Annotated in this window: 10 protein-coding genes; all 10 read left to right on the top strand. The window is 69.6% G+C overall.

What is annotated here, in order from left to right:
* Positions 1 to 5: 5 nt before the first annotated feature.
* The 10 genes from CFB43_RS09125 to bamE all read left to right on the top strand — a co-directional run bounded on the left by CFB43_RS09125 (position 6) and on the right by bamE (position 14820).
* Positions 6 to 5006 (top strand): non-ribosomal peptide synthetase, encoded by a 5001-nt coding sequence (locus CFB43_RS09125; RefSeq protein ID WP_089494823.1) that lies wholly within the window; start codon positions 6 to 8, stop codon positions 5004 to 5006.
* Complete coding sequence (locus CFB43_RS09130; protein ID WP_089494824.1) at positions 4996 to 6030, top strand: GNAT family N-acetyltransferase; 1035 nt, start codon at positions 4996 to 4998, stop codon at positions 6028 to 6030. The genes CFB43_RS09125 and CFB43_RS09130 overlap by 11 nt, the downstream gene beginning before the upstream one ends.
* Before the next feature lie 32 nt (positions 6031 to 6062).
* A complete protein-coding gene (locus CFB43_RS09135; protein ID WP_089494825.1) occupies positions 6063 to 7439 on the top strand; it encodes a lysine N(6)-hydroxylase/L-ornithine N(5)-oxygenase family protein in 1377 nt (458 codons plus the stop codon).
* Positions 7440 to 7461: 22 nt separating this feature from the next.
* Complete coding sequence (locus tag CFB43_RS09140; RefSeq protein ID WP_089494826.1) at positions 7462 to 9711, top strand: TonB-dependent siderophore receptor; 2250 nt, start codon at positions 7462 to 7464, stop codon at positions 9709 to 9711.
* An 86-nt stretch (positions 9712 to 9797) separates the two neighbouring features.
* Positions 9798 to 10637, top strand: coding sequence for a formyltransferase family protein (locus CFB43_RS09145; protein WP_089494827.1), 840 nt, complete (start codon positions 9798 to 9800; stop codon positions 10635 to 10637).
* Positions 10637 to 11653, top strand: a complete 1017-nt coding sequence (locus CFB43_RS09150; RefSeq protein ID WP_089494828.1) for a GNAT family N-acetyltransferase — start codon at positions 10637 to 10639, stop codon at positions 11651 to 11653. The genes CFB43_RS09145 and CFB43_RS09150 overlap by 1 nt, the downstream gene beginning before the upstream one ends.
* A 249-nt stretch (positions 11654 to 11902) precedes the next feature.
* Positions 11903 to 12169 (top strand): type II toxin-antitoxin system VapB family antitoxin, encoded by a 267-nt coding sequence (vapB, locus tag CFB43_RS09155; RefSeq protein ID WP_089494829.1) that lies wholly within the window; start codon positions 11903 to 11905, stop codon positions 12167 to 12169.
* A complete protein-coding gene (locus tag CFB43_RS09160) occupies positions 12166 to 12582 on the top strand; it encodes a PIN domain-containing protein (RefSeq protein WP_083265877.1) in 417 nt (138 codons plus the stop codon). The genes vapB and CFB43_RS09160 overlap by 4 nt, the downstream gene beginning before the upstream one ends.
* A 360-nt stretch (positions 12583 to 12942) precedes the next feature.
* Positions 12943 to 14106 (top strand): M20 aminoacylase family protein, encoded by a 1164-nt coding sequence (locus tag CFB43_RS09165; RefSeq protein WP_089494830.1) that lies wholly within the window; start codon positions 12943 to 12945, stop codon positions 14104 to 14106.
* A gap of 174 nt (positions 14107 to 14280) precedes the next feature.
* On the top strand, positions 14281 to 14820 hold the full coding sequence (gene bamE / locus CFB43_RS09170; RefSeq protein WP_089495289.1) for an outer membrane protein assembly factor BamE domain-containing protein: 540 nt from the start codon (positions 14281 to 14283) through the stop codon (positions 14818 to 14820).
* The last annotated feature ends 8 nt before the right edge of the window (positions 14821 to 14828 follow it).

Here is a 14828-nt window from a genome sequence, read left to right on the forward strand (position 1 = left end):
GACGGATGACGAAGGCTCAACCCGACTGGCTCGCGCTCGCGACGCGTTTCGCGCAACTGCCGGACGCGCAGCGCGCGGTTTTCATCGACAAGCTCGGCGCGGCCGGCATCGACTTCCGCGTGCTGCCGATCCCGCCGCGCACGCCGCGCCACGACCGCGTGCCGGCGTCGTTCGCGCAGACGCGGCTGTGGCTGCACGCACGGCTGATCGATGCGCCCGATGCGTATCACATCACCGAGCGCCTGGCACTGACGGGCCCGCTCGACTCGCATGCGCTGCGTCTTGCGTGCGATGCGCTGATCGCGCGCCACGAGGCGCTGCGCACGACCTTCGACGAAGCGCAGGACGGCGTCGCGCAAACGATCCACGCACCGTTGCGCTGCCCGTGGCGTGAAACCGATCTCGAAGCGCTGCCGGCCGCGCAGCGCACGGCGCGCGCGGAAGCCGTCGCGACGGCCGACGAAGCCGAGCCGTTCGATCTCGGCGTGGCGCCGCTGATACGCGCGCACCTGGTGCGCTTCGATTCGACGCATCACTGGCTCGCGCTGACCGTGCATCACATCGTGTCGGACGGCTGGTCGTCGAGCGTGATGCTGGAGGAGCTCGCGGCGTTCTATCGCGCGTATGCGTCCAACCGGTCGGTGTCGCTCGCGCCGCTGCCGATCCAGTACGCCGATTACGCGCTGTGGCAGCGCCGCTGGCTCGACGCCGGCGAGCGCGATCGCCAGCTCGCGTTCTGGCGCGAACGGCTCGATCCGCAACGTGGCGTACTGACGCTGCCGGGCGCGACGGCACGACCCGCGCGCCGCAGTGCGCGCGGCGCGCGTCATGTGTTTTCGCTCGATTCGCGCATCGGCGCGCAACTGCGCGCATTTGCGGCCGCATCGGGCGCCACGCCGTTCGCGGTGCTGCTCGCCGCGCTCGATGCGCTGCTGGCGCGCGCGACCGGCGACGCGCGGATCTGCGTCGGCGTGCCGGCCGCGAACCGCGAACGCGCGGAAGTCGCCGGCCTGATCGGCTTCTTCGTCAACACGCTGGCAATCGACGTCGACGTGCCCGCGCACGGCGATTTCTCGTCGCTGGTCGCGCGCACCCAGCGCGCGCTCGTCGACGCGCAGATGCACCAGGACGTGCCGTTCGAGCAGGTGGTCGATGCGCTCGGCGTGCCGCGCAGCGCGAGCCACCATCCGCTGTTCCAGGTGATGGCCGCGTACGGCGAGCGCCGTGCGCTGCCGGCGCTCGGCGCGGCAGCGGCCGCGTTGCTGCCGTCGGGCACGCCATCCGCGAAATTCGACCTGACGCTGTCGGTCGAAGCGACGCCGGACGGCACGTTCGACGCCGCCTTCATCTACGCGCTCGACCTGTTCGAGGCGGACGCGATCGCCCGGCTGGCCGCACGCTTCGTCACGCTGCTCGCCGATGCGCTCGCGCGCCCGGACATGCCGATCGGCGATCTCGACTGGCTGCCCGCCGCTGAACGCGCGCAACTCTTCGCATGGAACGCCCCGGCGGGCGCGACCGAATCCGAACCGTTCGTGCCGGTGCATGCCCGCATCGCCGCGCATGCTCAGGCACGGCCCGACGCACGCGGCGTGGCCGACATCGACCGCGCGCTGACGCGCGGTGAAGTCGACGCACGCGCGGCATGCCTGGCGCGCCACCTGGTCGCGGCCGGCGTCCGCCCGGAAATGCGCGTCGGCGTCGCGCTGCAGCGCTCGGTCGACCTGCTCGTCGCGCTGATCGCGGTGCTGAAGTCGGGCGCCGCGTTCGTGCCGCTCGATCCCGCGCATCCGCGTGAACGGCTCGCGCAGATCGTCGGCGACGCGAACATCGCGCACGTGCTGACCGACCACGCGAGCGCCGCGTCGCTGCCCGAACTGCCGGATCTGCGCGTGTGGCGCGCCGATGAAGTCGATGCCCTCGACGAAGCCGCGCACGTCGTGCTGCCGGACGTGCTGCCGGGCCACGCGGCCTATGCGATCTACACGTCGGGCTCGACCGGCAAGCCGAAGGGCGTGATCGTCGACCACGCGTCGTTCGCGCTGCATTGCGCGGCGATCGCCGAGCGCTATGGCGCGGGCGAGAACGACGTGTTCCTGCTGTTCCAGTCGGTCAACTTCGACGGCGCGCACGAAGGCTGGTTTTCGCAATACATGTCGGGCGCCGCCGTGTCGGTGACGGCCGACGTGCTGTGGCCGCCCGCGCAGACCTGCGCGATGATGGTCCGCGACGGCGTGACGATGACCTACGTGCCGCCCGGCTGCGCCGCGCAGCTTGCCGAATGGGCGCTCGCGCATGGCGCGCCGCCGACGCTGCGTTCGCTGACCGTCGGCGGCGAGGCGACGTCGCGCGAGGCGTTCGCGCTGCTGCGCCGCGCGCTGCCGAACGTGCGCGTGGTCAACGGCTACGGCCCGACCGAGACGGTCATCACGCCGACGCTATGGATGTTCCGGCCCGGCGACGATCTCGCGAAACTCGGCGACGCCGCGTACCTGCCGATCGGCACGCTGGTCGGCGCGCGCACCGCGCACGTGCTCGACGAGCGGCTGCATCCGCTGCCGGTCGGCGTGATCGGCGAGCTGTACCTGGGCGGCGAGGGGATCGGCGTCGCGCGCGGTTATCTCGACCGCCCGGCGCTGACGGCCGAGCGCTTCGTGCCCGATCCGTACGGCGCGCCGGGCGCGCGGCTGTACCGCACCGGCGACCTCGTGCGGCGTCGCGCGGATGGCGTGTTCGACTTCATCGGCCGCGTCGACCACCAGGTGAAGCTGCGCGGGCTGCGCATCGAACTCGGCGAGATCGAGGCCCAGCTTGCCGCGCACGACGCGGTGCGCGAAGCCTGCGCGGTCGTGCACGGGCAGGGCGCACTGGCGCAGCTCGTCGCGTACGTCGAACTGACCGCCGACGCACAGGCGGCCGCGCAGCCGGTCGAAGCCGCGACGCTCGACGCGCACCTGCGCCGCACGCTGCCCGACTACATGGTGCCCGCGCAGCTGATCGTGCTCGACGCGCTGCCGCGCAACGCGAACAGCAAGGTCGATCGCGCACGGCTGCCGGCGCCGGTACGCGTCGAACGTGCGTACGAAGCGCCGCACGACGGCGACGAAGCCGCGCTCGCGGCGATCTGGTGCGACGTGCTGAATCTCGAGCGCGTGGGCCGCGGCGATCATTTCTTCGATCTCGGCGGCCATTCGCTCGCCGCCGTGCGCGTCGCGACGCGCGTGGCCGAACGGCTCGGCCGCGACGTGCCGGTGCGCGCGCTGTTCGAGGCGCCGGTGCTCGCGCAGTATGCGTTGCAGGTGGCAGATGCGCCGCGCGCCGCGCATGCCGGTGCGGCGGCGCCGGGCGTGGCCGTCGCCAAACCCGATGCACACGGCGTGTGGCCGCTGTCGCCGGCGCAGCTCGGCCTGTGGTTCCTGTGGCGCGCGCAGCCGGACAGCGCCGCGTACAACATTCCGGTCGCGCTGCGGGTGCGCGGCCCGCTCGACGTCGATGCGCTGCGTGCGGCCTTCGCGGATGTCACGGCCGCGCATCCGGCGCTGCGCGCGCGGCTCATGGTGCGTGACGGCGCACTGCCGGGCCAGCGGATCGATGCCAATGCTTCTGTCGAACTGCCGGTGATCGACCTGTCCGCGCAAGCCGATGTGCTCGCCCGCGCCGCAGCGCTGACCGACGAGGATGCACTCGCACCGTTCGATCTGGCCGCCGATGCGCCGCTGTGGCGTGCGCGCGTGCTGCGTCTGGATGCGGAAGACCACGTGCTGTCGGTGACGATTCATCACATCGTGTCGGATGGCGAATCGATCGAGCTGTGGCTCGATGCGGTTCGTGCACGCTATGTCGCCCGCGTGCAGGGCGGCGCCGGCGCCGTGCCGGCCGATGAGGTCGTCCAACAGTCCGCCCAACCGCTCGTGCTGCCCGCACCGTGCCATCCGGCCCGCGTCGCCTACTGGCGTGACGCGCTGGCCGATCTGCCGGCAAGCGTGCTGCCGCAGCGCGCGGACGCGCCCGCCGTGCCGCAATGGCGCGCGGCCCGCATCGCGTTCGAATTCGACGGCGCGCTGATCCGCGCCGCACGCGACACGGCGTCGGCCGCGCACGCGACGCTGCCGATGCTGCTGCACGCGGCGCTCAACACCGCGCTGTTCCGCGCGACGGGCGCGGCCGACCAGCCGGTCGGCGTGCTCGCGTCGACGCGCGAGCTGACGGGCGATGCGGCCCGCGCCGCGCTCGGCCTCTTCATCAATTCGGTCGTCGTGCGCACGCGGCTCGACCCGGCCGCGCGTCGTGCGGACGTGCTCGCACAAGTGCGCGACACGGCGCTCGCAGCCTACGCGCATGCGGACGTGCCGTTCGCGGACGTCGTCGCGGCGCTGCGCGCGCCGCGTGCCGCGCAGGCCAATCCGCTGTTCCAGGTGATGTTCAACTACCTGCGCCCGACTGGTGCCGCGGCGCGCGACTGGGCCGGCCTGGCGCTGGCCGGATTCGACGATGTGCGCCATCGCGTCGTGTTCACGCTGGAGCTGGACGTCGTCGAGCATCCGGACGGCCGCGTGAGCGCCGCGTTCTCGTATGCGGACGAACTGCTCGATCGCGGTTTCGTCGATGCGCTCGTCGATCTCTATCACGACGAAGTCGCGCGTTTCGCCGGTGCGCCGGAAGCGGTGCTCGGTGCGCCCGACAAGCGCATCGTTGCGCAGGCGTCGCATCGCGTGCAGACCGACAGCAACGCACGCGCCGCAACGCCACCCCGCGCGCCGCATGCGGCGGCCGTGCTCGCGGCGCTGTGGTCCGACACCTTCGCGACAGCCGCGCCCGAACCTGACGCCGACCTGTTCGAAGCCGGCGCGACGTCGTTCGACGTCGTGCGCTTCGTCGACGCGGCCAGCCGCGCCGGTCACGCGCTGACGGTCGCCGACGTGTTCGCGTCGCCGACGCTCGCGGCACTCGGCGCGCGGCTCGATGCGCACACGGAAACGGGACAGGAGGCGCGCCATGCTGGCTGAAGTGCGTCCGGACGGATTCACGATGCTCGATACCTACCGCCTCGCGTTCGCGGACGGCCTGTTCGCGGTGCGCGACGGCGCGGAGATCCGCGTCGCGCAGGGCGACGGCATCGGCGCGCAGTTGCTGCGCGCCCAACTCGGCGACGACGGCGCGCTGCGCCTCGTCGCCTACAACCATCGCGCGGCGCCGGCCGACCAGCGGCGTGCGCTGCTGGCCGCACTGGCCGCGGCGTTTTCGGACAGCGCGCGCCACGCGGCGATCCGGCTCGACCCGGCCGCGTGGCCGGCGGTCGCGCTCGATGCGCTGCGCGCGAGCGGCGTGCTCGCCGACGGCGGCCGCTGCATGCGTGAAGGCTGGGCGCAGCAGGCTGATCTGTGGCGCGTCGGCGCGCATCTGCCGTGCGCGACGTTGCCGATGTTCACCGACGACCGCCGTCATCCGCGCCGGCCGCCCGCGCCGCGCGGCGAGGTCTACGCGCGCGACCTGCCGGCGCTCGGCGTGCGCTTCACGTTGCGCGGCTGGCAGCCGGCCGAGGATGCCGAACGCCTCGCGCGCTGGTTCGACGAACCGCGCGTGCGCGACGGCTGGCCTGGTGCGCAGCCCGGCTTGAGCGGCCCGCAAGGCGCCGCGCCCGACATCGATCCGCACGTGACTCCGCTCGTCGGCTGCTTCGACGGCGAACCGTTCGCGTATGTCGAGGCGTACTGGCTGAAGGAAGACGCACTCGCGCCGCACGTCGCGGCGCGCGACTACGACCGCGGGCTGCGGATGCTGGTCGGCGAGTCGCGCTGGCGCGGCCCGCATTGCGTGGCGGGCTGGTTGCCGTCCGTCGTGCATTACCTGTTTCTCGACGACCCGCGTACCGAAGCGGTCGGCTGTGCCGTTCCGGCCGGCCACGCGCGGGTTGCCGACCATCTCGCGCGGCATGGCTTCGCGCGGCAGCGCCGTCTCGCGCTGGCCGACGCGCAGCCGCTGTGGATGCACACGCTGCGCGAGACGTTCTTCTCCGGCCGTCACGTCTGACGCGCCGGATTCACCGACAAGGGAGCTGAGACATGCAGAGAGAAACCGTATTCGACCTGATCGGCGTCGGCTTCGGGCCGTCGAATCTGGCGCTGGCCATCCGCCTCGAGGAACGGCGCGCGGCGCGCCCGCTCGCCCATTGCTTCATCGAGCGCCAGCCTGAATTCGGCTGGCATCGCGGCATGCTGCTCGACGACTGCCGGATGCAGATCTCGTTTCTGAAGGATCTCGTCACGATGCGCGATCCGACCAGCCGCTACACGTTCATCAACTACCTGTTCGAACGCGGCCGGCTGAACGAATTCGTCAACCTGAAGAACTTCTATCCGACCCGCGTCGAATTCCACGACTACCTGAGCTGGGTGGCCGACGCGTTCGACGATAGCGTCCACTACAGCGAGACTGTCCTCGCGATCGAGCCCGTGCACGGCGACGGCGCAAAGATCGACGCACTGCGCGTGCTGTCGCGCGACGCCGCCGGCCACGAGCGCCAGCGCGTCACGCGCGCGCTGTCGGTCGGCGTGGGCGGCACGCCGGCGGTGCCGGACGCGTTCGCCGCGCTCGGCCGCGACCGCGTGATCCACTCGTCGTCGTACCTGACCGACATCGACCGGCTCGTCGCGTCGCCGGACGGCGAGCGCCGCCGCGTCGCGGTGATCGGCGCGGGGCAGAGCGCGGCCGAGGTGTTCATCGATCTCGCGCGCCGCTTCCCGCACGTCGACGCGAGCCTCGTGATGCGTGCAGGCGCCTTGAAGCCGGCGGACGACAGCCCGTTCGTCAACGAGATCTTCAGCCCCGAGTTCACCGATGTCGTCTATGCGCAGCCGCACGACGCGCGCCGCGCGCTGCTCGAGCGCTATCGCGACACGAACTACGCGGTGGTCGACCGGCCGCTGATCGAACAGATCTACGAAATGCTGTACCTGCAACGCATCGACGGCACGCCGCGTCATGCGCTGCTCGCGAACAGCGCGATCGAGGCCGCGGTGCACACCGCAGACGGCCGCATCGAGCTGACGCTGCGCGACCGGATGAGCGGCGACACGCGCGTCGAGGGCTTCGACGCGCTCGTACTGGCCACCGGCTACCGCCGCGACACGCATTCGGCGCTGCTCGAGGGGCTCGCGCCGCACCTGGGCGATGCGCTTTCACGCGGCGACGTCACGCGTGACTACCTGCTCGCGACGCCCGAGCACTTCGCGCCGCGCATCTACCTGCAAGGCTGCTGCGAAGACAGCCACGGCCTGTCCGACACGCTGCTGTCGGTACTGGCGCGCCGCGCGGACGAAATCTGCGCGTCGCTGGAAGACGGGATCGCGCCCGCCCATGAAGAAGGCGCGGCCCGGGCAACACAGGAAAAACGACAGGAAAACGGGGCGAGCGCGAGCCGGATGGCTTTCGCTCTTTGACAAAGGCGCGGTCGGAGACCGCATGAAAAAAGTGGAGCAGAGAAAGATGGAGTGGGCAACAGGCACGCGTTTGCGTGCGATCGCAGCCGCGGCGAGCGTGGCGTTCGGGGTGGCGGCAGGGCACGCACAGGCCCAGACGGCGCCGGCCGTGAACGCAGGCGCGGCGGCGTCGGCCAGCAGTGCGCAGAACGGTGCGGCGGCCAGTGCGTCGACCGGTACGCTGCCGACGATCAACGTCAACGCGGCCTCGGAAGGAGACGGCACGGTCGGGCTCGTCGCGAAGCGCAGCCGCACCGGCACGAAGACCAGCACGTCGATCAACGAGATCCCGCAGACGATCAACGTCGTCACCGCGCAGCAGATCGAGATGACCGGCGCGACCGACGTGAACGCGGCGCTGCGCTACGTGCCGGGCTTCTCGTCGTACGGCTCGGACAACCGTTCCGACTGGTACGCCGCGCTGCGCGGCTTCACGCCGACCGCGTACGTGAACGGGCTGCAGGTGCCGAACACGATCAACCTCGCGAGCTGGCGCGTCGATCCGTACATGATCGACAGCATCAGCGTGCTGCGCGGGCCGACCTCGGTGCTGTACGGCGCGGGCGACCCGGGCGCGATCGTCGACGTGCAGACCAAGCTGGCCGACGGCGAGCGCGTGCGCGAGGCCGGCGTGCAGATCGGCAACTACGCGCGCAAGCAGTTCATGATCGACGTCGGCGACAAGCTCGACCCGGACGGCAAGTACGCGTATCGCTTCGTCGGCGTCGCACGCGACGGCAACGCGCTGACCGGCCCGAACAACGACCAGCGCGTCGCGCTCGCGCCGTCGTTCCGCTGGCGTCCGAACGCGGATACGTCGCTGACGCTGTCGGCCACCTATCTGCAGGACTGGGGCGACATCTCGTCGAACTTCCTGCCCGCGCAGGGTACGGTGCTGCCGAACCCGAACGGCCAGATCAACAAGGACGTGTACGAAGGCGATCCGAACTTCAACTACTACCGCAAGAAGCAGTGGTCGGTCGGCTATCAGTTCGAGCGGAACCTGACGCCGGCGTGGACGTTCCGCCAGAACACGCGCCTGATGCACCTGTCGCTCGACAACGGCTCGGTATTCGGCAACGGCTTCGTCGACGGCAGCACGACCGACGTGTCGCGCTGGGCCGGCGTGTTCCAGATGAACTACAGCCGCTTCGACATCGACAACAACCTCGAAGGCCGCTTCGCCACGGGGCCGCTCCAGCACACGCTGCTGCTCGGGTTCCAGTACAACCGCCAGACCGCGACCGACAGCGAGTGGCTCGCCGCCGCGCCGCCGCTGAACATCTACAACCCGGTCTACCTGCCCGTCACGAAGGCGGTGTTCACGCCCGACTCGACGTTCCGCACCAACACGTACACGACGATGAACACGTTCGGCCTGTACGCGCAGGACCAGATCAAATGGAACCGCTGGACGCTGACGCTCGGCGGCCGCGAGGACTGGGTCAACATGCGGATGGACGACCGCGCGGCCGGCACGTCGACGAAGGCGGACGTCACCGCGTTCACCGGTCGCGTCGGCCTCACGTACCAGGGCGATTACGGGCTGTCGCCGTACGTCAGCTACGCGACGTCGTTCAATCCGCTGATCGGCGTGAACCTGGTCGGCGGCGGATTGCCGCAACCGACCCGCGGCAAGCAGATCGAAGCCGGCCTGCGCTGGCAGCCGCCCGGCAAGAACCTGATGCTGAACGCGGCGATCTACCAGATCAACCAGACCAACGTGCTCACGACCGCGCTGCCGAGCCAGGACCCGACCGGCACGAAGTCGGTGCAGACGGGCGAGGTGCGTTCGCGCGGGATCGAGCTGAGCGCGACCGGCAAGGTCACGCGCAACCTGTCGGTGATTGCCTCGTACGTGTACCAGGACGTGAAGAACGTGAAGGCCAACGACGTGTCGCTGAACAACTGGCCGGTCGACATTCCGCGCCCGCGCCAGATGGCGTCGCTGTGGACCGACTGGACGTGGCACACGGGGCCGCTCGCGGGCTTCGGCCTGGGCGGCGGCATTCGTTACCAGAGCGCATCGGCCGGTGGGGCCGACAACTCGCTGACGGTATCGAGCGTCACGCTGTTCGACGCGGGCGTGCACTACGACACGCGTAACTGGCGCTTCGCCGTGAACGGAACGAACCTGGCCAACCGCCACTACATCAGCGGCTGCCAGTCGATGAACGTCTGTGTGTTCGGCACCGATCGTACCGTGATCGCGACCGCGAAATACAACTGGTGACGAGGCGCGCCGCGTCGCGCCGGCCGGCCCTCGCGGCCGGCGCGGGCGGGCCGCGGCGCCTTCGTCCGCTTTTCCACGACGCAACCATGCCGAAGAAAAATCTCGTCTACATCCAGTCGCTGCGCAACGGCGCGGCCGATCGTGCCGGGCAGCCGGTCGCTTATCGGGGCGGCACGCGCTACATGAAGGCGCCGCTCGAATATCTCGTCGAACGCCTGAACGACTCGTCGCTCGGCGAGCGTTACACGCTCAAGGGCGTGATCGTCGACGACGACGACGGTTCGCCGGCCGACCGCGCGAAAGTCGCCGACTACGGCTTCGCCCGCACGCCGGGCCGTCCGTGGATCCTGCCGGAAGGGTTGGCGGTGCAGGGCCGGCCGGTCGACGAACTGTTCTGCACGATTGCATCGACGTACCGGCGGCTGCCGCGCGACGCGCGCGAGCGCGTGGCTGGCAAACAGGCGTTCGAGCGCCGCCTGCTCGAGCGCCTGCTCGAACTCGACGCCGACGTCGTCGTGCTCGACGGGCTGCTCGTGATCCTCGACGAGCTCGTGCGGCCCGGCGCGCGCTTTCACCGGCGCATCGCCAACATCCACCCGGGCATCACCGCCGACGGTTCGCCGTACCAGCGGCGCGGCGCGTGGGCGACGCTCGACGCGCTGCACGGCGCGCGCGGCGAACGGATCGACTGGTCGAACGGCACGACCTCGTCCGTCGCGCCCGTGACGATGACGGGCGCGTCGTTTCACTACGTCGACAACGGCATCGATTCCGGCGAGGTGATCTGCGATGTGCTCGACACGCCGATCTCACCGGACGACACGATTCTCGAACTGCGCTGGAACAACTTCCAGCGCAGCCTGTTTCCGGCACTCGAACGGGGGCTGCACGTCCTCGCCGACCGCCACGACGCGGGAGCACTGTGATGGAAGACACGTTGACGAAACCGGCCGGCACGGCGGATGCCGTCGAAGGTGAAGTGGCCGCCGCGCTCGACGGCGCCGCACCCGGGCAGGCGATGGCCGTCGCCGAGCACACGCTCGACGCGTGGCGGCCCGACGACTCGCCGGACGTATTGCTCGCGGCATTCGTCGCGCTGTTCAACACCGACACGCGCTACGACGCGGCGACGATCACGACGCCGCTCGGCGGCGCCGACGCGGCAGCCGTGGCGGCGTACGTCGCGCGCGCGGTACGCGAGGGCGTGATCGACGGCGCGCAGGTTGCCGGCGACGCGCTGCGCTTCACCGTGTCGCGTGCGACGTTCTGGCAGAACCCGCGGCCGTGGCTGAAGGCGCCCGCGTCGGGTGGCATGCCGCTGCGCCATGTGATCACGAACGGCCACCGGCACCCGGTGCGGCCGCCGTCGCCGGCCGGCGAGATCTACGCACGCACCATGCCGCAGGTCGGGATGACGTTCAGCCTGCGCACCGTCGATGTCGACGCGCACGCGGACCTGTTCAGCGGCTGGATGAACCTCGATCGCGTCGCGCATTTCTGGGACCAGCGCGGCACGCGCGACGAACATGCGGCGTATCTCGCCGAGCGGCTCGCCGATCCGCACATGCACCCGATGATCGGCTATTTCGACGACACGCCGTTCGGCTATTTCGAGTTCTACTGGGCGAAGGAGGACCGTCTCGCGCCGTTCTACGACGCGCACGACTACGACCGCGGGCTGCATCTGCTGATCGGCGATTCGCGCTTCCAGAGCGCCGGCAAGCTGCATGCGTGGTGGAGTGGGGTGCTGCACTACATGTTCGTCGACGAACCGCGCACGCAGCGCCTCGTGGGCGAGCCGCGCGTCGATCACGTGCGGCACATCGCGTACATGCACCGGCTCGGGTTCTACACGCTGAAGGAGTTCGACTTCCCGCACAAGCGCGCGGCGCTCACCGTGATCGAGCGCGATACATTCTTCGACACTTTCAAATTGCCGTGACGGCGCGGGGGCGGGGTGCGGCGCGAGGGTGCGCGCCGCACCGTGGCTCGCGGGCATCGGCCGTCCGGGATATGGACCGCGCGGCCTGCGTCGTGAAGAATGGATCGCTCTCCTCATCGACGACAGGCCCGCGACATGGCAAAAACATCCGCGACAGCATGGGGCGCGACATCCGATTCGCGCGCGCCCGCATTGACATATGCCAGCATATGCCTAGAATGGACGCATCGTACTCCCATGGAGTGGCTCATGCGCACCGTTTCCATTTTCAAGAACGCCCGTAACCAGGCCATCCGCATCCCGAAGGACATGGAGTTCGAGGGCGTGACGGAACTCGAGATCCGCCGCGAAGGCGACACGCTGCTGCTGCGGCCGGTGCGGCCCACGTGGCTCTCGTTCGCGAGCGAACCGCCGGCCGACGCCGACTTCCTCGCCGAACGCCCGGCCGTCATCGAGTCCGGCCGCTTCGACCTGTCCGATGGCGGTGGCGCCGCACCGACGGAGTCCGGCCAGTGACCACGCTCTACATGCTCGATACGAACATCTGTTCGTTCATCATGCGCGAGCGGCCGCCCGTGGTGCTGTCGCGGCTGCAATCGTGCGTCAATGCGCAGCACCGGATCGTCGTCTCGGCAATCACCTATGCCGAAATGCGGTTCGGCGCGGTCGGCAGGAAGGCGTCGCCGAAGCATGCGGAACTCGTGACGGCCTTTGTTGCGCGGCTGGACGGCGTGCTGTCGTGGGATACGGCGGCCGTCGATGCAACGGCCGCGATTCGTGCCGATCTCGCCGCGCGCGGCACGCCGATCGGCGCGAACGACGCATCGATCGCCGGCCATGCGATCGCCGCCGGTGCGGTACTCGTCACGCACAACAGCCGCGAGTTCGGTCGTGTCGCGGGGTTGTCGCTCGAAGACTGGGCGGCGTGAGCGCAGTCGGGCCAGGATGTGCCCATGTCGGGAGTTGTTCACTTTTCAGCCGGCGTACACAAAAAGCGTACGGGGTGAGAAAGTGAACAAGGCGATCGTAAGCCATTGATTGAAAATAAATTCCCAGCCGCCTTCCGCGAATGGGGATCGGCGCGCCGGGGGCCGGAAATCGGGGGCGACGCCCGGCCCGGCTAACCCCGTTTGCCCGTGACAATCGTCCCGAAAATCCATTCAGGCTCGTCCTGCGCGTTGAATCAGCGGCAACCGCCGGTTGCTACCGCGACGACTTTCCATCTGCCCGGTTGCCGTCGAACCCACTATCCTTGCCTGCATATTCCCCACAGGACAGGAGACGACACCGTGACGCACAGCGTGATTCCCGCAAGCCTCGCCGACGAAATGATCGAGATCCGGCACCGCATCCACGCCCACCCCGAGCTCGGCTTCGAGGAATTCGCGACGAGCGACCTCGTCGCGGAGCAACTGCAGTCATGGGGCTACACGGTGCATCGCGGGCTGGGCGGCACGGGCGTCGTCGCGCAGTTGAAGGTCGGCAGCGGCGCACAGCGTCTCGGCCTGCGCGCCGACATGGACGCACTGCCGATCCACGAGGCCACGGGCCTGCCGTACGAGAGCAGGATCGCCGGCAAGATGCATGCGTGCGGCCACGACGGTCACACGGCGATGCTGCTCGCGGCCGCGAAGCACCTGGCGCGCGAGCGCCGTTTCTCCGGCACGCTGAACCTGATTTTCCAGCCGGCCGAGGAAGGGCTCGGCGGCGCAAAGAAGATGCTCGACGAAGGGCTGTTCGAGCTGTTCCCCTGCGACGCGATCTTCGCGATGCACAACATGCCCGGTTTCCCGACGGGCAAGTTCGGCTTCCTGCCGGGGTCGTTCATGGCGTCGTCGGATACGGTGATCGTCGACGTGCAGGGCCGGGGCGGCCACGGCGCGGTGCCGCACAAGGCGGTCGATTCGGTGGTCGTCTGCGCGCAGATCGTCATCGCGCTGCAGACGATCGTGTCACGCAACGTGTCGCCGCTCGACATGGCGATCGTCACGGTCGGCGCGATCCATGCGGGCGAGGCGCCGAACGTGATTCCCGATCGCGCGCAGATGCGCCTGTCGGTGCGCGCGCTGAAGCCGGAGGTGCGCGACCTGCTCGAGACGCGCATCAAGGAAGTCGTGCATGCGCAGGCTGCCGTGTTCGGCGCGACCGCGACGATCGACTACCAGCGCCGCTACCCGGTGCTCGTCAACGATGCGGAAATGACCGCGTTCGCGCGCAACGTCGCCCGCGAGTGGGTGGGCGACGCGAACCTGATCGACGGGATGGTGCCGCTCACCGGCAGCGAGGATTTCGCGTTCCTGCTCGAGAAGCGGCCGGGCTGCTACCTGATCATCGGTAACGGCGACGGGGAGGGCGGCTGCATGGTGCACAACCCCGGCTACGACTTCAACGACGCGGCGCTGCCGACCGGCGCGTCGTACTGGGTGAAGCTGGCGGAGTCGTTCCTGACCTGACACCGCGGCGCGGCGGCGCGGAAGCTGCCACCCGGTGCGCATCCCGTCGCGTCCGCGACATCGGACGCGACGGGATGCGCGTGAATTTGACGCTCCTTGACATCGGCGGGACAGGTCGCGTGCTACGCTGCGCGCGACGCCGAATCGGCTCGATGAATACAGGTGTGGACGAAAATGCGAAAACAGCTTCTGACCGTGCTGACGGCCTGTGCGGTCGGCGTTCTGGTGGCCGGGTGCGACGACCAGAAAGTGGCTGACGCGGTCAATGCGATCAAGCCCGATCCGATGGCGTTCGGTAACCTGCAGCCGGGCGTTTCGACGATCGAGGACGTGCTCCGTCAGGCAGGCAAGCCCGAGATGGTCAGGCAGGGCGAAGACGGCTCGCAGCGGTTCGAGTATCCACGCGGTCCTTATGGCACGAGCACCTACATGCTCGATTTTGGGCCCGATGGCCGGCTCGTGTCGATCACGCAGGCGCTGACGGCGGCGAACATCACGAAGGTCGTGCCCGGAATGTCGAAGGACGACGTGCGACAACTGCTCGGCAAGCCGACCGAGGTCGCGCAATACGCGTTGAGCCATGAAGAGGTGTGGAGCTGGCACTGGGCCGAGGGCGGCGTATCCGGCGACGCGATGTTCAACGCGCATTTCTCGCCCGACGGCACCGTGATCCGGACTTCGCGTTCGGAAGCGCCGGGCCGCGAAAAACCCTGACCTGATGA

The sequence above is a fragment of the Burkholderia sp. AU15512 genome, assembly GCF_002223325.1.
GTDB lineage: Bacteria > Pseudomonadota > Gammaproteobacteria > Burkholderiales > Burkholderiaceae > Burkholderia.